This window comes from Virgibacillus carmonensis (genome assembly GCF_057836705.1).
The window spans coordinates 58,586-78,384 of record NZ_JBYQFJ010000009.1; the positions used below are offsets into that span (position 1 = coordinate 58,586).

At 36.4% G+C, this 19,799-nt stretch carries 16 protein-coding genes; 8 read left to right on the forward strand and 8 right to left on the reverse strand.

Annotated features, from left to right (window positions below; genetic code table 11):
- Nucleotides 1-144 precede the first annotated feature (144 nt).
- Nucleotides 145-1,113 carry a methyl-accepting chemotaxis protein gene (locus tag AC3G7N_RS09285; RefSeq protein ID WP_489421877.1) on the forward strand — a complete coding sequence of 323 codons (969 nt, stop codon included), beginning with the start codon at nt 145-147 and terminating at the stop codon, nt 1,111-1,113.
- Between the two features lie 80 nt (nt 1,114-1,193).
- Here AC3G7N_RS09285 and AC3G7N_RS09290 read toward each other — a convergent pair whose 3' ends face one another.
- Nucleotides 1,194-1,430: a hypothetical protein gene (locus AC3G7N_RS09290; protein WP_489421878.1), complete on the reverse strand. Its 237-nt coding sequence runs from the start codon at nt 1,428-1,430 to the stop codon at nt 1,194-1,196.
- Nucleotides 1,431-1,645: 215 nt separating this feature from the next.
- On the opposite strand from AC3G7N_RS09290, the gene AC3G7N_RS09295 reads away from it, so the two are divergent.
- From AC3G7N_RS09295 to AC3G7N_RS09310, 4 genes are all read left to right on the forward strand, one after another.
- Nucleotides 1,646-2,704 (forward strand): TDT family transporter, encoded by a 1,059-nt coding sequence (locus AC3G7N_RS09295; protein WP_489421879.1) that lies wholly within the window; start codon nt 1,646-1,648, stop codon nt 2,702-2,704.
- A 108-nt stretch (nt 2,705-2,812) separates the two neighbouring features.
- Nucleotides 2,813-4,321: a spore germination protein gene (locus AC3G7N_RS09300; protein ID WP_489421880.1), complete on the forward strand. Its 1,509-nt coding sequence runs from the start codon at nt 2,813-2,815 to the stop codon at nt 4,319-4,321.
- A gap of 30 nt (nt 4,322-4,351) precedes the next feature.
- Entirely contained in the window at nt 4,352-5,443 is a 1,092-nt protein-coding gene (locus AC3G7N_RS09305) for a GerAB/ArcD/ProY family transporter (RefSeq protein WP_489421881.1), read from the forward strand.
- Nucleotides 5,443-6,585 carry a Ger(x)C family spore germination protein gene (locus tag AC3G7N_RS09310; protein WP_489421882.1) on the forward strand — a complete coding sequence of 381 codons (1,143 nt, stop codon included), beginning with the start codon at nt 5,443-5,445 and terminating at the stop codon, nt 6,583-6,585. The genes AC3G7N_RS09305 and AC3G7N_RS09310 overlap by 1 nt, the downstream gene beginning before the upstream one ends.
- A gap of 35 nt (nt 6,586-6,620) precedes the next feature.
- Here the strand turns inward: AC3G7N_RS09310 and AC3G7N_RS09315 are convergent, their stop codons facing one another.
- From AC3G7N_RS09315 to AC3G7N_RS09330, 4 genes are all read right to left on the reverse strand, one after another.
- A complete protein-coding gene (locus tag AC3G7N_RS09315) occupies nt 6,621-7,445 on the reverse strand; it encodes an aldo/keto reductase (RefSeq protein WP_489421883.1) in 825 nt (274 codons plus the stop codon).
- 95 nt (nt 7,446-7,540) lie between these two features.
- Nucleotides 7,541-8,749, reverse strand: coding sequence for a quaternary amine ABC transporter ATP-binding protein (locus AC3G7N_RS09320; RefSeq protein ID WP_489421884.1), 1,209 nt, complete (start codon nt 8,747-8,749; stop codon nt 7,541-7,543).
- Nucleotides 8,746-9,606, reverse strand: coding sequence for an ABC transporter permease (locus AC3G7N_RS09325; RefSeq protein ID WP_489421885.1), 861 nt, complete (start codon nt 9,604-9,606; stop codon nt 8,746-8,748). The genes AC3G7N_RS09320 and AC3G7N_RS09325 overlap by 4 nt, the downstream gene beginning before the upstream one ends.
- A 133-nt stretch (nt 9,607-9,739) precedes the next feature.
- The gene (locus AC3G7N_RS09330) at nt 9,740-10,738 is read right to left on the reverse strand and encodes an ABC transporter substrate-binding protein (RefSeq protein WP_489421886.1); all 999 of its coding nucleotides are present in this window, start codon (nt 10,736-10,738) and stop codon (nt 9,740-9,742) included.
- A gap of 523 nt (nt 10,739-11,261) precedes the next feature.
- Here AC3G7N_RS09330 and AC3G7N_RS09335 point away from each other — a divergent pair.
- Both AC3G7N_RS09335 and AC3G7N_RS09340 read left to right on the forward strand, forming a co-directional pair.
- Nucleotides 11,262-11,711: a MarR family winged helix-turn-helix transcriptional regulator gene (locus AC3G7N_RS09335; protein ID WP_489421887.1), complete on the forward strand. Its 450-nt coding sequence runs from the start codon at nt 11,262-11,264 to the stop codon at nt 11,709-11,711.
- Nucleotides 11,708-14,860, forward strand: coding sequence for an MMPL family transporter (locus tag AC3G7N_RS09340; RefSeq protein WP_489421888.1), 3,153 nt, complete (start codon nt 11,708-11,710; stop codon nt 14,858-14,860). The genes AC3G7N_RS09335 and AC3G7N_RS09340 overlap by 4 nt, the downstream gene beginning before the upstream one ends.
- 275 nt (nt 14,861-15,135) lie before the next feature.
- Here the strand turns inward: AC3G7N_RS09340 and murG are convergent, their stop codons facing one another.
- Complete coding sequence (gene murG, locus AC3G7N_RS09345) at nt 15,136-16,206, reverse strand: undecaprenyldiphospho-muramoylpentapeptide beta-N-acetylglucosaminyltransferase (protein ID WP_489421889.1); 1,071 nt, start codon at nt 16,204-16,206, stop codon at nt 15,136-15,138.
- 113 nt (nt 16,207-16,319) lie between these two features.
- Here murG and AC3G7N_RS09350 point away from each other — a divergent pair, with 113 nt between their 5' ends.
- Nucleotides 16,320-17,675: an MATE family efflux transporter gene (locus AC3G7N_RS09350; protein WP_489421890.1), complete on the forward strand. Its 1,356-nt coding sequence runs from the start codon at nt 16,320-16,322 to the stop codon at nt 17,673-17,675.
- A 30-nt stretch (nt 17,676-17,705) separates the two neighbouring features.
- Here the strand turns inward: AC3G7N_RS09350 and AC3G7N_RS09355 are convergent, their stop codons facing one another.
- Entirely contained in the window at nt 17,706-19,130 is a 1,425-nt protein-coding gene (locus AC3G7N_RS09355) for an aldehyde dehydrogenase family protein (protein WP_489421891.1), read from the reverse strand.
- Between the two features lie 126 nt (nt 19,131-19,256).
- The gene (locus tag AC3G7N_RS09360) at nt 19,257-19,748 is read right to left on the reverse strand and encodes a hypothetical protein (protein ID WP_489421892.1); all 492 of its coding nucleotides are present in this window, start codon (nt 19,746-19,748) and stop codon (nt 19,257-19,259) included.
- Between the last annotated feature and the right edge of the window lie 51 nt (nt 19,749-19,799).

Here is a 19,799-nt window from a genome sequence, read left to right on the forward strand (position 1 = left end):
TTATAGTATTTTGAAAAATAATAGTCAATACATTTTTTATTTATTTTTAAATTTTCTTTAAAATAATTAAGATTATGCCGAAAGTAATACTATACATACTTGAAATACAGATAAAGTATGTCTTGTAATAGAGGGGGAACAATCTTGTTTAGTAAAAAGAACAGCCGTAAAAATTTGCAGCAACAATTAGATCACGCGAATGCGCAAATCGTGAAAGTTAACCAAGAAAAAGAAAAAATTTATAAAGAAAATAGAGCATTTCTTTCTACGTTTGAAAAAGACTTATTACATACTATTGATCAACATGAACATGTAAATTCACAGCATCACGATTTAGAGGATTTAGTCATTCAAATTAAACAACGATTTGAAGAAATTCAAGTCCTTGGACAAGCTTCAAGTGAGCATTCTATTCACTTAGTCGAAAAGGGAAACGGACTTGTTCATTCTTCAGATTCATTAGCTAAGCAATCAGAAGATTATCAGCAAATAATGACAAAAAATAAGCATCTTATGGATAGTCTAGAAACACAAATGACGAAAACTGCAGGTAGTATGAAAGAACTTGGAGAACATTCCAATACAATTAAAGAAATAGTTCAGGTTATTAGTGAGATAGCCAACCAAACGAATTTATTAGCATTAAATGCTTCCATTGAAGCAGCACGCGCTGGTGAACATGGAAAAGGCTTCGCAGTGGTAGCGGCTGAAGTACGAAAGCTTGCTGAAAATACGGCTGAAAGCACACATCATATCGATGAAGTAACTACTACGATCCAACATAAAATACAGGAAGCCGAACAAGATACGTATGAAAATCAAAAGACCTTACAAGCATCTACTGAAATAAATAATAAAACAGTTGATATGCTAAAAGAAATGGCTTCCATCGTTCAGACTGTAAAATCGAATACACAGGATGTATTAACAAATATGAATAGTCAAAATCAATTAACGGTTGAAATGGTAAGCTACATTGATGAAACCAATGACTCGTTTGATACAATTAAACAAGCTATTATGCAGCATATCGAGGATGCGACAATAGTAGATAAACAATTAGCAACAGGTGTGGAAGGAATTCAAGGACTCTCCCCTGTTAGAAAATCATAATTGTCTAACCTTAAAAAAGAGAATTGCCAAGTTGGCAATTCTCTTTTGATGTTTATTCTTTTGTTCTCTAATCTTTAAAATTAATACACTTGAGATTCTATTGTGTCTTTTTCACTTAACCCAAGCTTGACCATCAATTCTACTTTGTTATATGGTACTTCCGTTTGCTTTGAAATTTTCTCGATTGAGACATGTGGATGTTTGATGACATAACTCTGTACTCGATTACTTTCCATTAAGCAAGTATTGCACATGGTGAACGGGCTAGATTCCATTGGCTTTTTACATAATCGACAATTACGGACTATTTCTCCCATATACTCACCCCTTATGCGTGATTATTACATATTATACAACGTTTGATAAAATGCAACAATATAATGTATACACTATGTTGAAAAACAGTGCTTTTGACACTGGTGGTCTACTACTATTTATCTATCTGTTACCATTAGCTCATCTGTTCACCTTTACATCAAACAATGGTATAATGCATGATGTGAAGTTTTAGTGAACGAATGGAAGTGGAACTATGCAACAAAAGAGTAACTACAAGAAAATAGAACCCGCGTCAGGTGCTATTATTATGGCAATTGGAATTTTTTTAATTGGTACAGTAAATGCTTTTCCCGTATTGGATATAAAGTTAGGGAAATATCTAGCCATCCTGGTTATGATCGCGTGGGTTGTTATTTATAAATCATTATCAATTCAATTTTTCCAAAAGGATTTCTTGATTCCATTTATTAAACATCCCGTAAAATCTTTTACAATTGGAACCTGGATTGCTGGGGTCTCCGTTTTATGTAACGTGTTTATCAAGTATTTTCCTGATATTATCCTTATTACACAAGCAATGGCAATATTAAACACATTTTTATGGTTGTTTTTCATAGTGACCTGCTTTTATAATTTTCGCAAGCTTTTTTTTGAAAATCAACAATACCAAGTCCATGGTGTCATACTGTTATCAACAGTCGGTACACAATCTATTATCTTACTTTTGAATAACGTATTTTTTCAATTTCCAACGTATTTTTCAGAAGCCATTATCATTCTTGGCTTTATGTTCTATTTAGCAGGAATTGTTCTTATAAGTAAACGATATATGCAACAAAAAAATTGGTCTCTAGCAAACGATTGGTCTAATACAAATTGCATTATTCATGGTGCATTATCGATTACAGGCTTAGCAATTGTTACAACCAATACCTTTACCCCGGCATTTATTGCTGTTTTTTGGGTAGTCGTATTTATGCTGCTCGTTGTCATTGAAGCAATAGAAGTAATGCGTGCGATCATTCGGATTCAGAATTATGGGTGGAATAAAGGTTTATTCGAATACAATGTTAGTCAATGGTCAAGAAATTTTACCTTTGGCATGTTTTATACATTTTCTTTAGTCATGCAATTTAACCCCTTCTATCCGATACCGGATATCCTTTTTAATTTCCAGACCAGTTTCATGGCTTTTTGGGCATGGATTGTCTTAAGTGCATTGATCATTCAAATTGGTATCTTTGTTAAATCGCATATCGAAACGTATAACCACACAAAGAACAAAAAGCTTTCTCATTATAATGCTAGTTAGCCTTTCTAAATTAAGCACTACAGAAGAATTTCTGTAGTGTTTTTGTTTTGTAATAAATTTGGTTGTTTCTCGCATACTAACTCTACAAGCTTTTTTCAGGAGGTTTCTATGCGAAAAAGTCGACATAAAAATAAAATCAGATCCTCCATTTTTCCGATTAAAGTGGATGAACTAAAAGGTTTATTAGAGAGTAAGTTTGAGAATAATCCTGACTTGATCTTCTCAACCTATCAACATCAACAAAAAAATATTGCTATATTTTTTATTGCCTACCAGGTGCATTCTGATAAATTGGAAGAGTTTTTATTACAACCTTTATTAAATAAAAACGAGGAATGGACAAATAAATCATTATTAAACGAAATCCCTTTAAGCACTGGTTCCACTAAAGATAACCTGGAAGATATACTTGAAAAGCTATTAATAGGAGAAGTCTTTGTATATGCTGAAGGTGAGAAAGAAACCGTATCCTTTTTACTTTTAAAAAAGGAAAAACGACAATTGGCAAGAGCTGAAACTGAATCACTTGTTTTAGGTCCGAAAGTAGCTTTCACAGAATCGTTGGTAACCAATTTAAATCTTATCAGGTGGAGAATAAGATCTACTGATTTGGTATTGGAAGAGATTAAAGTTGGAAAATTAGCCCCTCGAGAAGTTCGGTTGGTCTATATGAAATCAATCACCAATGAATCTGATGTGAATACGATGCGACAACGTATACAAGATCTGGATACTGATACTATTGAAGATAATACTGTATTAATGCAGTATATTGAGGATTCACAAATTACCATTTTCCCACAATTCTATTCAACTGAATTACCTGATCGTTTTTGTTACACAGTAACAAGTGGAAAAGTGGGCGTATTGATGGAAGGTAGTCCTAATGGGTTCATTGGACCAACGACTTTATTTAGTTTTTTTGAATCAACAGAAGACATATATATGCGCTGGAATGCTGGTTCTTTCTTCCGTGTTTTGCGTTTTGTCGCCATGGTTATGTCCGTGTTACTTACACCATTATATGTAGCTGCTGTTACCTATCATTATGAATTAATTCCAACGCCTGAATTAATTACACTCGGTCAATCACGAGCAGCAGTTCCTTTTCCTCCATTACTCGAAGCCTTAATTTTGGAGTTCATGATTGAATTACTTCGGGAGGCAGGGGCAAGACTTCCTACAAAAGTGGGACAAACAATGGGTATTGTTGGTGGTATTGTTATTGGTCAAGCAGCAGTTGAAGCCGGTCTAACGAGTAGCATCTTAATTATCGTAATTGGAATTAGTGCACTCGCATCCTTTACCTCCCCTAGTTATTTAATGGGCACTACTGTCAGGGTGATACGATTTCCCATGATTATATTAGCGGGCCTTTTTGGAATTATTGGCATCATGATAGGTATTTGCTTTTTAATCATTCATTTATTACGCATCACATCCCTTGGCAGACCATATTTAACACCGTTATACCCATTTAAATGGAAGGATTTTAATAAAGTACTGTTTCGTTTACCACTGAATTTTCAATCTCATCGTGCATCTTTATTACGAACAAAAGATGCTATTCGATATAAGGAAAAGGTTTCAACAAAGAAGAAAGACATTGATGAATAGGCTGGTGAAATAATGGATGTTAATGTGAAAATGAAGGGAAATTTGCAGATACGTGCGTTTTATCTCTTTTTCATCATAACCTCTATTCAAACTGGGGCTGGAATAATGGGGGCGCCAAAGTATATATTTCTTGAAGCCAATCGTGATTCCTGGTTAGCTATTTTGATTGCATTTATTTACATACTTTTCGTCGTTTTAGCCATGTATGTTATTTTGAATCAATATGAAAATGCGGATATTATTGGGATTCAAGTCGATATATTTGGCGTTTGGATTGGAAAACTTCTGGGAAGTATATTTATCATTCATTTAGCAGCAAGTCTGTTCTCTGTTTTAATCACCTACATCGAGGTCATTCAGATTTTTATTTTTCCAACTTTTCCTACTTATGCACTGTCAGTTATTTTTCTATGCTTAATCATATACAGTGTACTTGGAGGTATTAGAGTAATCGTAGGGATTGTTTTCATTTTCTTTATTTTAATTCAATTTTTAATGGTCCTATTAATTGTCCCTGCTTTGCGGATAGATATCACGCATTTTTTACCTATGTTTCAATCATCCTTTGTGGAATTACTGCAGGGGGCTAAAGCTACCTCCTATAGTTTTCTTGGATTTGAAATACTATTATTGTTATATCCCTTCATACAAAATAAAAAAAACATGAAACTCCCCATCTTTTTTGGTATAACTTGGACAGTGTTCACGCTATTCCTCGTAACAGTTATTGCAATAGGTTATTACAGCCCTCAGCAATTGGAAACATTAGATTGGTCTGTGCTAGGTATGTTTAAAATTGTTTCCTTTTCCTTTATGGAACGTTTTGACTATATCGTTGTAGCAAGCTGGCTGATGGTTATTCTGCCAAACATGATCCTACTAATGTGGGGAATTACTTATGGAGTAAAGCGATTGTACAAAGTTTCACAAAAAAAGTCACTTTATATTACTTCTGGTTTATTATTAGTTATTAGTATCTTAATGGAAGACAGTCAGACCATTACCAAATTCATTTCTACTGTGGGTCAAGTTGGCTTTTGGATTGTATATGTCTATCCATTTGCATTGTTACCGCTAGTCTTATTAAAAAAGAAATGGCGTAAAAATAAGGGTGAGGTATAGTGATCAATAAAAAAATGCTGATTCCACTATTAATTTCTATTACAATGCTAAACGCATGTCTACCGTCAAAGGAAATTGAGAGTCTTGGAATTATTAATACAAGAGGAGTAGATATTCTCGAAGATGGAGACTTAGAAACAACTATTGTATTCTTTCAATTCGATTCCCAAACACAAAACATAACTCAAATTGTAACTGGCTATGGAGAAACAGTAAAAGGAGCAAGAGCAAATGCTAATTTTAAAACCAACTTCGAACTAACTCCAGGTCAAATACGATTGGAAATGTATGGGATGAAGGCTGCTGAGAATGGCATATTACCTTACCTGGATACGTTGGTTCGTGATGCTAAAGTTGCTGACACCATGTATCTTGCCGTCAGCAAAAAAAGTGCCAAAGATATTATAACCATGGGTCAAGAGGATGCGTCCATCAATGTTGGGCATTACTTGTATCGTTTAATTGAACAAACTGAAAATGATGATGTCATCCCACGAATGACCCTGCAGGATTTCATACATGTCTATTATGACGTGGGCAAAGACCCTATATTGCCCATGATAAAAATTCAAAAAGGAAAACCTTTTTTATATGCTGTGGCAGTTTTCAAAGGCGATAAACTTGTTGGCAAGATACCTACAAATAATGCATTTTTACTTAATATGTTGGAGAAAACAGTTAAAACAACCATGTTAGAATTGGAACTCCCACTTAAACCATTCAAAAAACACCTAGCAAAGCCGGGCGATAAAAAAAGTGATGAAAAGAAATTAAGTGCCTTACTGAGTGTCTTGAACGGGAAAGGAAAAACCGAGCTAACTGATATGGAAAATCTAACATTTGAAACACATGTAGAAATAGAGTTTCGTTTACTTGAGCTAACAAAGGAGATCAAGCTGCAAAATCCAAAGGTTGAGGCATTATTAGAAAAAGAGATTGAAAAAAACATGGAGCAGCAATATGAAGAACTTTTAGCTCAAATGCAAGAGCTTAATGCTGATCCCTTTGGATATGGTGCCATTTATCGAAGTAACAAAAAAAGTGGAGAATTAACAGATAAAGACTGGAGAAATAAATTCCCCAATATAAAGGTGAAATTTCGTGTAGACGCCAAAATTAACCGCCACGGTATTACTCAATAGTAACGCGCCCGTATAAGAAGACCGGGCGTGTTTACTTATAATAATTTCATATCGTTCGGATGAGATCCTATTCGAAAGTCCACGTTCATCTGATTCATTTGTTCCATGTCTTCCATTGAAATTTTAAAATCAAATACATCTGCGTTTTCCTTTTGCCGTGCAACATTTGTGGATTTCGGAATTACCACAAAATCATTTTCCAAATGCCACCTTATGATTAATTGCGCTACTGACTTCTGGTATTTGCCTGCCAATTTCCCTAAAACTGGATCATCCAAGTACATCGCTCTTCCAAGGGGTGACCATGATTCAACAGCAATACCATGCTCACGACAATACTCAACCGTACTTTTTTGCAGTAATCTAGGATGTAATTCTATTTGGTCAACTACAGGTGTTTCGCTAGCTGTTTTTGACAACTCCTCCAAATGATGATCAAGGAAATTACTTACACCTATTGCTCTAACGCCATTAGTCCTGTTAATCTCTTCCAAGGCCTTCCATGTTTCAGGGAAAACTTTTGGAATTGGCCAGTGAATTAAAAACAGATCCAAATAATCAAAACCTAACTTTTCCATACTACGGTCAAAAGCCCTCAAGGTATTATGGTAACCTTGATCATCATTCCATACCTTACTTGTTACAAAAATTTCTTCCCGTGGAATGCCAAAATTACGTACAGCTTTACCTACTCCTTCTTCATTTCCGTAAAAGCTTGCTGTATCAATATGGCGGTAACCTAAATCCAAAGCATTTGATACTGTATCATATACTTGATCTACTGGAACCTTGTATACACCAAGACCTAACCTTGGGATAGAAATACCATTCGACAGTTTTTTAAAATTAGAACTATCCACTTTGCATCTCACCTTTCTTATAACATACATTACCTATTACCCTTACTTTAACAAAGAAAAACTGACCATCTGCTGACAGTCAGTTCTTTGTATGATTAACCGTGGTATTCTGCACTTTCATTAATATCGTTTGATACAAGTCCAGACAATACATGTACCCGAAGTATGAAGCCAATTAGTTTATCTTCATTGTTAACAACTGCTAACGGAAATTTAGATTCTAATGTTTTTGGAATTAGTTCACTTACATACTCATCCTGCTGAACAATGGAAATGTTTGTTCGTAATACATCAACTAGTTCTTTGTTTTCCTTTATTCCTTTAATCGCATCATCAATCGTTACAATGCCTTTCACATGTCGCTTTCGATCTACAACGAAAACACTTGATATATTATTTTCCTTCATTTCTTTAACAGCTACATTTAGTCCATCTTTTGTCGAAACTAGTGCGTTTGGTTTGATCATAACATGTTCAGCTTGAAAAACCTTTGAACGATCGATATCCTTAATAAAATCCGAGATATAATCATTAGCAGGCTGTTCTATTATTTCCTCAGGAGTTCCTATCTGAACGACTTTACCATCCTTCATTACCGCAACACGATCACCTAATTTAAAAGCCTCATTTACATCGTGTGTGATGAAAATAATTGTTTTTTGCAGGCGATCTTGAATATCCAATAATTCCAATTGCATTTCTCTCCGAATAAGCGGATCGAGTGCACTGAAAGGTTCATCCATTAAAAGAATATCCGGATCATTTGCAAGCGCACGAGCTAATCCGACACGCTGCTGCATACCACCAGACAACTGATCAGGATATTTTTCCTCCCATCCCTTTAATCCAACCACTTCCAGATTTTTCCGTGCAATATTTTCACGTTCTTCTTTTTTAACCTTTTTAATTTCTAAACCGTACTCCACATTGCCTTGCACGGTTCGATGATTAAATAGACCGAAATGCTGAAAAACCATAGCAATTTTTTCTTGGCGCACTTTTTTAAGTTTTGCACCACTATACTTTGCAATATCTTCACCATCGATAAAAATGGATCCGTCTGTTGGTTTATTGAGTAAATTAAAACAACGGATTAAAGTAGATTTCCCACTACCAGACAAGCCCATGATTACGAAAATTTCACCTTGGTTGATTTCCATTGATGCATTATAAACACCAACCGTGTGCCCTGTATCAGCAAGGATTTCATCTTTACTCATCCCCTCTTTAATTTGAGGAATAACTGATTTTGGTTTAGGACCAAATATTTTTGATACATTTTCTAACTTTATTTTTGCCGTCATTCGTTAACCCTCCTATGCTTCTGGAGTTTATCCGCTACTCCACCTGTAACGCGGTCAATAATAATTGCTAAAAAGACAATACTAATACCCGCTTCAAATCCTAGTGAAATATCTATCCGGTTAATGGAAACCAGCACTTGTTCTCCTAATCCCTGGGCCCCGACCATTGATGCAATAACTACCATAGCAAGTGCCATCATTGTCGTTTGATTCACACCTGCCATAATTGTAGGTAATGCCTGAGGTAATTGGATTTTACGAAGCATTTGCCATCTAGATGATCCAAATGACTGAGCTGATTCAATTACTTCTTTATCTACCCCACGAATTGCGAGCTCTGTTAATCGAATAACAGGCGGTACTGCATATATTAAAGTAGCAAAAATGGCGGATACGTTTCCTAAACCAAAGAAGAATATTGCTGGAATTAGGTAAACGAAACTTGGCATTGTTTGCATAGCGTCTAAAATAGGTCGCATAACTGCAGAAAAACCATTGCTAAATGAATTCAATACCCCGAGTGGAATTCCTATTCCTAACGATACAATTACTGCTGTAAGCACTACAGCAATCGTAGTCATCATATCTTCCCATAATCCAAAAGTACCTATTAAAAAAATAAAAACACCGTATAGTATACCTGACACAATAGATTTAAAATACCATCCTAATAGCACAATTAATAGGATAAATAGCCACCATGGCAGCCATAATAATAATGCTTCAATTCCATTAATAATATCTGATGAAAATAAATAAATGAAATCAAATAGAGGTTTAAACGTTGTATCTAAAAATCCAACAAATTCTTCTACATAATCCCCAAGTTTTGTTGTTATATCTGGAAAAATCCCCATAGGCAGACTGTATAGCTACAGTCCTCTCACCTCGCTTTTTAGATTATAACGGCAGCCAACCATAGCGGCCAGCTGCCAATTTTTGTACGACTAGATTTATATGCCGATAGCTGTGTCCTTGCGCTTTTGTTTACTACTTCATGGATTCTTTGACTTTCTTGGCCACATCTTCAGGAACCCAACTTGTCCAAATATCTTCATGTTCGTTCATCCACCAAATTGCTGCTTCCTCAGTCGATGCCTGGTTTTCTTCCATATAACTTAATGCTTCTTCTGTTAAAGCTGAACTTGTTTCATAATTATTTAAGAAGTCTACTACCTCTGGTGCTTGTTCAGGCATATCTTTGTGAACGGCAACCACAACATCGTTTGGTGGGAATTCTGTTCCTTTTGATTCTGCCCAAACTGCTTGATCAAATTCTGGCTCTTGCAATAACGTGAGATCGTATTTGGCTGTTACAGCTGTAGGAGACCAATAATAACCTACCCATGCTTCGCCAGCCTTAATTGCATCTGTCATGGATGCAACAATTGCTGCGTCAGAACCTGGCATAAAGTTTACAAACGTATCATTTAAACCATAGGCATCCATTTTTTGAGTAATAGCCTCGGCAACTGCCCAACCACTCGGTGCATTTATCAAACGACCTTTTTCAGGTTCTGCAGGATCTGCAAACAATTCAGGATACTTTTTTAAATCCTCAACCGTTTTCAAATCAGGTGCCATTGGCTCAATTCCTCTTTCTTCGTCCCCTTCTATTACGTATGTAGGGACATATAATCCTTGTACATTATCATCAAAGTTTACTGATACCTTTTCAATTTCTCCTGCGTCAATAGCTTCGTTGTATATTTCTTTGATATTATCTGTCCATACTTCCATGTAAACATTGATATCACCTTCCGTTAATCCTTGGAAAGTTGCTGCAGTTGATCCAGGAGTTACCTCTGTTTCATATCCATAACCCTCTTCAACTATTTTTTGTGCAATGCTATTGTGGACACGAATACTATCCCATCCAGCATCAGCAAATACGATTTTATCCAATTTCCCACTAGATTCAGATCCTCCGCTACAGGCTGAAAGTACTACTAGTATGATAGTCGATAACACCATTAATAACTTTTTCATCTTCATTTCCCCTTTTTTAGTTTTTGTAATAATGGAAAGACACAGGTGATACACAACCATAAATGGTTGTGCTATACGAAATGACTTTTTACGCAAAGGATGGTTATAGGGTAGAAACTTATTGCTGAGGAAGAGCTAGGTCTACTGTGTGGAATACAGTTTTATGCGAACAACATTATTAATGATATAGGAAAACACTCCTATTAATCAAATGGCTTTAAGCGTGTTATAACCGTATAAAGCCCGTTGAGCTAGTTTCAGAGATGTTATATCTACACATTCTTCCAACATTGCCACAAATACTTTAAATAACGCTACTTTTATACATAAAAACAATTGTTTCGCAGACTTTAATCCTATTTACTATACCCGCCTTTTTAGATCATGAAACGAAAGATGTCTATTTTGTGACACACTTAATTATCGATTGATTATCCATACTAATCTTGTTATTATAAAGTAGTTCACTTGTTAAACTATTCACCAATTGAACCTTTTACACATTTGGAGGTGTTCTATAATCATGGATATATATTTACTTATTAGCCGTTATCAAACTGCAATGAATACCATTTACCGTGGTGTTAATAGTATTCTGAAGGAAAAAATTCATTCGAATATTACGACAGACCAATTTTCTACTCTGCAATATATTAGAAATAACGAAAAATGCACGAGCACAGATATCGCTAATGCATTTGGGGTTGGTAAGAGTGCCGTCACCGCACAAATTAACCGTTTATTTGATAAAGATCTCATCGAACGAAACCGGGATCAATCAGACCGCAGAAATGTTTACTTACACGTAACACCTAAAGGATTAGATCTAGTCAATTTTACTGAAAAAGAAGTTTATGCAGTAATCGGGGAACAGCTTTCCCATTTTGATAAAGAGGAAATTACAATGTTTATCCAATCTCTTGAAAAATTAGCAAACGTAATGGAAAGTGACAAGGGAGGATTAAACCAATGAAACAGATTATACGATTTCGTTGGCTAATTGCTATTTTATGGGTGACTATTGCAGTTGGTTTATTCATTTTTGCTCCAAACCTTCAAGAACTTGTAAGGGAGAAGGGACAAATTTCTGTACCTGAAGACTTTCCATCGCGAGAAGCAAGTGCACTAATTGAGCAGATGTCTACTGATAATGGCAAGGATACAGCAAGTGCTGTTCTTGTTTTTCATGATGATAACGGAATTGATGAAACTGAAAAACAAGAAGTCTCAAATGCTATTGGTCAATTAAAAGAAAATAAAGGGAAGCTGGGCCTCTCTAACATTCTGGCTTTTTCAGAGGATCCTGCAATTGCAGAGCAGACCATATCACAGGATGGTACAACTATTCTGGTACCATTTGATCTCTCATTAGCAAAACAGGAAATCGGAGAATCCCGCGATAAAGTTTATGGTACTGTTGACAATATCGATGTAGAACACTACTTAACTGGTGAAGAATACATTCAACTTGATATAACGAAAAACTCGGAGGAAGGTTTAAAACGAACTGAATTCATCACAGTTGGATTAATTTTAATCATCCTGTTTATCGTTTTCAAATCTCTAGTTGCACCATTTATCCCATTACTAACAGTAGGTATTAGTTACCTTGCAGCACAAGGAGTAGTCTCCATCCTTGCTGCTAGTGTTGGATTTCCATTATCAACATTCACCCAAATTTTCATGGTCGCCGTGATGTTTGGAATTGGAACGGACTATTGTATTTTATTAATTAGTAGATTTAAAGAAGAAATAGCGCATCATGATTCCATTAAGGATGCCGTATTAGCAACTTATAAATCAGCTGGTAAAACAATCTTTTTCGCTGGATTAGCAGTATTAGTTGGCTTCTCTGCAATTGGATTATCAACTTTTTCACTCTATCAATCTGCCGTAGCAGTTGCAGTGGGTGTAGCAGTTGTTTTAATTGCTCTAGCTACACTTGTACCATTTTTCCTAGTAGTTTTAGGGAAAAAACTCTTTTGGCCATTTGATAAAAATGTATCTCATAAAGAAAGTAAACTATGGAAATCTGCCGGATTATTTGCATGGGGACGACCTATAATTGCATTACTTATCGTCGCAATAATCACGCTACCATTTTTACTTACCTTTGATGGAGACAAATCATACAATTCCCTAGAAGAAATCGGTGATGAATATGGTTCTGTAAAAGCCTTTAATTGGATTGCTGACAGTTTTGGGCCAGGCCAAACCATGCCAACAACTGTTGTTCTGGAAACAGATGAACCTATTGATTCTGTAAAGGAATATCAGGATATCGCAACATTATCACAAGAAATTTCCCAAATGGATGGTGTTGACCAGGTTAGGAGTGCAACTAGACCTGCTGGTGAAATCATTGAAGACTTTTTGGTCAAAAATCAAACCGGACAATTAGCTGGTGGTATTAGTCAAAGCACAGAAGGAATAAAAGAGATTCAAGAGGGTCTAGCAAAAGCTGCTGAAGAGTTGGAAAGTGCAACACCTAAACTTGAGGAAGCACAAAACGGTGTTGACCAGCTAATGGAAGGCACACAAGCAACAAATAACGGTATTGGAGACATCAGTACCGCACTAGCAAAAATCCAAAACGGTATTCAATCTGGATCTCAAGGTGCTTTAGAAATTAAAAATAACCTGCAGACAATTAAACGTAACTTGGATCAAACGATTGCAGGAAACCGACAGCTGTTGGATGGCTATCAACAGCTTGCTGATGGACTCGGCGATTTCGGTAACACACAAAGTGCCGATGCACAGCAACTTGGGAAACTAACAGATGCTTTACAGGGTGCAAAACAAAGCAGCGTAAACGCAAAAAACATTGCAGTTGAATCGAATCCAGACCTTGGTAACAAAGGGTCTGAGTATATGAAACAATACAATGCATCAATTGCTCAAATAGATGGAACAATTGATGGGATTAATCAATTAAAAGAACAACTTGGAAAGCTTGCAGGTGCACAAACACAGATTGAGGACAATGTTATTGCACCTCTTAATGAATTGAACGCTGGGTTTAATGATTCTATCGCAGGGCAGGAGAAACTATCACAGGGAATTGGTCAGCTAATTGGCGGTATTAATCAATTACAATCAGGCTTAAATCAAGCAGCGATTGGTCAGGGTCAAGTAATAAATAAGATTCCAAGCCTGCAAGATGGTCTATCTCAACTATATGGTGGCCAGGAAGGATTGAAAACGGCATTTGCTGACATGCAAGATCAGCTCGGACAATTATCAACAGGGCTTGAAGAAAGCTCTGACGGACTGCAACAAATTTATGGAGGCCTTTCAGAGGTAGAACGTTACCTTGGTGACTTCAATACTGAGGGAAGTAATCCTACGATTGTCATACCAGAACAAGTATTGGAAAGCGAAGCATTTATGGAAGGAACCAAACCGTATATTTCAGATGATAAAACCATCACGAAATTTGACGTAGTGTTAAAGGATAACCCATATTCAACTGAAGCAGTCAACATGGTCGATAAAATTGAGGATACAGTTAATGATACAATAGATGGTACCGTATTTGCGGATAGCAATCCCAAGCTTGGTGGTATAAGCAGTACAAATAATGATCTTCAAAATATCTCAGATGCTGATTATTCTCGAACGGTAACACTTATGATTATCGGTCTATTCATCGTACTTGTGATCATGTTACGTTCGATTATTATTCCAGTTTACTTGATTGGATCACTTGTTTTAACGTATTTCACATCCCTTGGTGTTGCAGAAGTTATTTTTGTAAACATCCTTGGATATGATGGATTATCGTGGGCAATCCCGTTCTTCGGATTTGTTATGTTAATGGCGCTTGGAATTGATTACAGTATATTCTTAATGGATCGATTCAAGGAATACAAAGAAATTCCAATTAAAGATGCATTAATTAACTCTATGAAAAACATGGGAACCGTTATTATTTCAGCAGCAGTTATTTTAGGTGGTACATTTGGAGCGATGCTTCCATCAGGCGTGTTATCACTCTTGCAAATCGCCACAGTGGTTTTAACAGGGTTATTCCTTTATGCCTTTGTCATGCTACCATTATTCGTACCGGTCATGGTCCGACTTTTCGGCAATATAAACTGGTGGCCTTTTAGAAGATAGAAAGTGAAAAAGCGCACGTGCAATAACACATTGAATTCGTGCGTTAACCTGAAAGAATGGCGCGACATTACACTGAAATCGTGCATCAATCGTGTAATTGCGCGATTTTGGAGAGTTGTTGCACGATAAAACCATTTAATGCACGATTTGCATGATATACCCACGCGATTTAACTATTCGCTATCCAACATTAAAAACTCCCTTATTACTGGAACTAGTAATAAGGGAGTTTTATTATTTACTTGATTCGGCTCCTAGAAGCCACCTTCGCTTTTCTACCTACTACTACTTTTTATTATTTCAATAACTCTGTCTTTTGCTTTCGCACTTTGATAGGATTCCATATTGGTTTTCATTATTAACTCGTGTTCCTTCAATTGAAGCAATTCCTGTTCAAGTGTTGCTTCAGTCAATTTTTCTTCTTCCATCACACGTGCATATCTTTTCTCGGCAAAGGATTTTGCATTTATAATTTGGTCTCCTCTGCTTGATCCTTTAGATAATGGGATTAATAGCATCGGGATTTTTAAAGACAAAAACTCAAATATGGCGTTTGAACCAGCTCGTGACAAGACAAAATCAGCAGCTGCAAAAAGATCCTTCAGCTCTTCGTTTACATATTCAAATTGGATATAGCCAGGACGATTAACTTCAGATTCTGTTTTCCCGATACCACAGACATGAATAATTTGAAATTCGGCTAACAATTTATCCAGACTCGCCCGCACACTATCATTAATTTTTTTCGAGCCACCGCTACCACCCATAATAAGTAATACAGGCTTCTTGTTCGTGAAACCACAAAATGTTAATCCTTTCTCTTTACTACCCTGAAAAAGTTCATCTCGGACAACTGCACCAACATATTCTGCTTTTTGTTCAGGGAGGTATTCCATGGTTTCTGGGAATGTTGCCAGTACCTTTTTAACAAATGGTATGGCAATTTTATTAGCAAGACCAGGGGTGAAATCAGATTCATGGATGACAGCTGGTACCCGCCGTACTTTTGCTGCCAATACAACCGGAACTGATACAAATCCACCTTTTGAGAAAATAATCGATGGTTTACTTTTACCAATGATTCGCCACGCCTGCATAGTGCCTTTTAATACCTTAAATGGGTCTTTTAGATTTTCCTTAGACATATAGCGCCGAAGCTTTCCAGTAGAAATCGGATGATACGATACACCATCTAACTGTTCAATTAGCTTTCGTTCTATTCCATCTTTTGATCCGATATAATTAATTTCCCATCCATCACGAAGGAAGATGGGAATAACCGCCAAATTTACAATAACATGACCAGCTGTTCCGCCACCTGTAAACAGAATACTTTTTTTATTCATTAATTGTACGTCCCTTCTTTCGCAATACGAAGTAAAACGGTATAATTGCAGTTATTATTCATTACAATCACTTCTTTATACTAGTAGAAAATTATAGAAAAAGGAAGACATTTATGTATGAAACTTCGACAATAAAAGAAAAATTAAAGCTGTTTACAATCATTCTAATACCAATCCTAGTTACGCAAGTCAGCATGTATTTGATGAACTTTTTTGATACGGTAATGTCTGGTCAAGCTGGTGCAAAAGATCTTGCAGGCGTGGCAATTGGCTCAAGTCTTTGGGTTCCCATTTTCACTGGAATTAATGGTGTTCTACTTGCCATCACACCCATCATCGCACATTTAATTGGTGCGAAAGCTAATCATAATATTGCGAAAAAAGTTCAACAAGGTGTTTATTTGGCTACGGCGCTTGCAATCTTTGTTGTTATTATAGGAGCTTTTATATTAAATCCTATTTTACAGGCAATGGACCTGGAAACGGAAGTAAGACATACTGCTAAATATTATATTATTTGGCTAGTAACCGGAATTGTGCCTTTGTTCATTTTTAATACATTACGCTGTTTTATTGATGCACTCGGGCAAACACGTATTTCTATGATTATTATTTTGGTCGCTTTACCGATAAATATATTCTTTAACTACATATTTATCTTTGGTAAATTTGGTGTTCCAGCATTTGGTGGTGTTGGTTCTGGAATTGCCACTGCGCTAACTTATTGGTTGGTTAGCTTTCTTGCATTTGGCATCCTTTATAAGATGCATCCATTTCAAGGGTACAATCTTTTTAAAAACTGGGTAAAACCTTCATTAGCTGATTGGTGGGAGCAGTTAAGAATCGGAATTCCAATCGGATTTTCCATCTTTTTTGAGACAAGTATTTTTTCAGCTGTCACTCTATTCATGAGCGTGTACAGCACCTATACAATAGCTGCACATCAAGCTGCAATTAACTTTGCTTCTTTATTATATATGATTCCATTAAGTGTTGGCATTGCACTTACGATTGCGGTGGGCTATGAAATCGGCGGTAAACGGCTTGCGGATGCTAGGATATATGGGTACATTGGAATTAGTGGAGGTTTGTTTATTGCCATTTTTGCTGGTCTTGTTTTATATGTGTTTAATGATATGGTAGCAAATCTTTATACGGATAATGCAGAGGTTGTAGAACTAACAAAACAGTTTATCTATTATGCAATCTTTTTCCAACTAGCGGATGCGTTTGGCGCTCCCATTCAAGGGGCATTACGGGGATATAAGGATGTAAATGTAACACTTATTACTTCGTTTGTTTCTTATTGGATTATTGGATTACCTAGCGGATGGTTGTTAGCGAACTACACTCCACTTGAACCATTCGGCTATTGGGTTGGCATTATTATTGGATTAAGCTGTGGTGCAGTTGCACTGCTTTGGCGGTTATTGTATCTGCAAAAAAACACAAAAATACAACGAGCTTAAATTAAGCCCGTTGTATTTTTTCTTGTTAAGCTATGATGAAAGACCTAAAATTGCTTTCGTTTCCAGGTATTCTTCAATACCGAAATCGCCCCATTCTCTTCCGATACCAGATTGCTTATAGCCACCAAATGGTGCAGAGAAGTCTGCCCCAGCATTATTGACCGTAATCCGACCAGCTTTTATACTTGTCGCTACTTTACGTAATGTTTCCTTATGATTTCCAATCACATAACCAGCTAATCCGTACACGGTGTCGTTGGCAATCTTAATTGCTTCGTCAACCGTCTCATACGTGATAATCGACATTACCGGCCCAAAGATTTCTTCCTGTGCGATGACCATACTATTTTTTACATCGGTAAAAACAGTTGGTCGAGCGTAGTATCCTTTTTCAATACCTTCTGGCTTGCCAGTCCCACCGGCAATTAGAGTTGCACCTTCACTAATTCCTTTTTCGATGTAAGATTGAACAGTATCCCATTGTTTTTCAGCCACCAGTGGACCTATGAATGATTTTTCACGAGGGTCACCAACAGGGAATTTTGGAAGTACTTTTTTGACTGCTTCTTCAAACTCTTTTTTAATAGAAGCAGGCACAATAATGCGCGTCGCTGCGGAACAAACTTGACCTGTGTTCATTGCAATATGATTAACAGCCGCCTTTGCTGCTTGTTCTATATCTGCATCCTCTAGTACAACGAGAGGTGATTTCCCTCCTAGTTCAAGTGCAAAATTCTTAATTGTTTTAGCTGCATTTTCCATAATCTTTTGTCCGGTGCCAACAGAGCCTGTGAAGGAAACAAAGTCAATGTCAGGATGAGAACTAATACCATCCCCAATCACGGAACCTGAACCGTTAACAAGATTAAAGGCGCCTTTTGGAACGCCAGCAGCATCAAAAATCTCTGCTAAAATAATCGCGGCAAATGGTGTCAATTCAGATGGTTTTAGGACAACTGGACTTCCCGCTGCAAATGCGCTGGCAATTTTGGTTGACGTTTGATTTGTTGGAAAGTTCCATGGTGTAATAAGGCCACTAACACCTACTGTATCTTTTACAATTGTATGGTCACCACGATCCTCAGTGAATGAAAATTCTTTAAGGGATTTCGCAGCTTGTGAGAAATGCGCATAGCCCATCTGATAGTGAACTTTTTCTGAAATTTTAAGAGGTGACCCAAGTTCATCTGTGATTGTTTCAATAAGGTCCTCTTTACGTTTTTCATATTCAGTTGTAATCTTTTCAAGCATTTCTATTCGCTCTTCTTTAGTTGTTTTGGAAAAGGAAGGAAGTGCTGCTTGTGCAGCTTCCACCGCCTTATCCAAATCTTCTTTAGTACCTAAGCTGATTTTGCCTATTACTTCTTCCGTTGCTGGATTAATGACTTCCTCTGTATCAGTACCGGTTGATTCCACCCATTCGCCATTAATGTAATGTTTCAATTGGATACGCATAGTATACATTCTCCTTTTATTTAAACAGTTTGCTAGTTTGTGCTTAGATTCTTAGTTTGTCTATAGTGACTATATTACCGTAATTAACTCATTTAAAACATAGCAACCAGCTAAAGACTGACTGAATTAATCTATAATTTCCTTTACAGTAGATAAAACCTCTTTCAGTTCGGCAGCTTTTCCAGATTGATCCAATGTAAACCATGATATACCAGGAATAAATAAAACAAAACATCCTATTACCATAGCTATTGTCCATTTTGGGAAGGCAGAAGGGTCCTTTATCATAACTCCAAGAACCAACGAAATTACCGCGGTGAAGACACCTATAATAAAAGGTGAAGGAAAGCTAATTTTATTTATGTCGTCCAGATAAGTGATTAGAGAGTTGACTTTAACTTTTAATAGCCTTTTTTCTTGTATACTCAATTCATCTAATTTTCTATCCAGCAATGGTAAATTTCTAAAAAAAGTCAAACTGTACTTCTTATTATTCCGTCTCTGGTTCTCGTTAGTAGACTTAATCAGATGGCTTTGTAACTTAAGAAGAAACTTTTCCGTTTCGGATTCTTTTAAAATATCTCTCAATTCTTTACTAATCCCACTATTAGGTTCCAAATTAAACAACTCCAAAATAGATTTCGCATGCAGAATAACCTACATTATCTA

Coding starts and splice junctions, on each gene's coding strand:
- AC3G7N_RS09290 (WP_489421878.1), bottom strand. CDS start 1,430: ATGGGAGAAATAGTCCGTAATTGTCGATTATGTAAAAAGCCAATGGAA.
- AC3G7N_RS09295 (WP_489421879.1), top strand. CDS start 1,646: ATGCAACAAAAGAGTAACTACAAGAAAATAGAACCCGCGTCAGGTGCT.
- AC3G7N_RS09300 (WP_489421880.1), top strand. CDS start 2,813: ATGCGAAAAAGTCGACATAAAAATAAAATCAGATCCTCCATTTTTCCG.
- AC3G7N_RS09305 (WP_489421881.1), top strand. CDS start 4,352: ATGAAGGGAAATTTGCAGATACGTGCGTTTTATCTCTTTTTCATCATA.
- AC3G7N_RS09320 (WP_489421884.1), bottom strand. CDS start 8,749: ATGACGGCAAAAATAAAGTTAGAAAATGTATCAAAAATATTTGGTCCT.
- AC3G7N_RS09325 (WP_489421885.1), bottom strand. CDS start 9,606: ATGGGGATTTTTCCAGATATAACAACAAAACTTGGGGATTATGTAGAA.
- AC3G7N_RS09330 (WP_489421886.1), bottom strand. CDS start 10,738: ATGAAAAAGTTATTAATGGTGTTATCGACTATCATACTAGTAGTACTT.
- AC3G7N_RS09335 (WP_489421887.1), top strand. CDS start 11,262: ATGGATATATATTTACTTATTAGCCGTTATCAAACTGCAATGAATACC.
- AC3G7N_RS09340 (WP_489421888.1), top strand. CDS start 11,708: ATGAAACAGATTATACGATTTCGTTGGCTAATTGCTATTTTATGGGTG.
- murG (WP_489421889.1), bottom strand. CDS start 16,206: ATGAATAAAAAAAGTATTCTGTTTACAGGTGGCGGAACAGCTGGTCAT.
- AC3G7N_RS09350 (WP_489421890.1), top strand. CDS start 16,320: ATGTATGAAACTTCGACAATAAAAGAAAAATTAAAGCTGTTTACAATC.
- AC3G7N_RS09355 (WP_489421891.1), bottom strand. CDS start 19,130: ATGCGTATCCAATTGAAACATTACATTAATGGCGAATGGGTGGAATCA.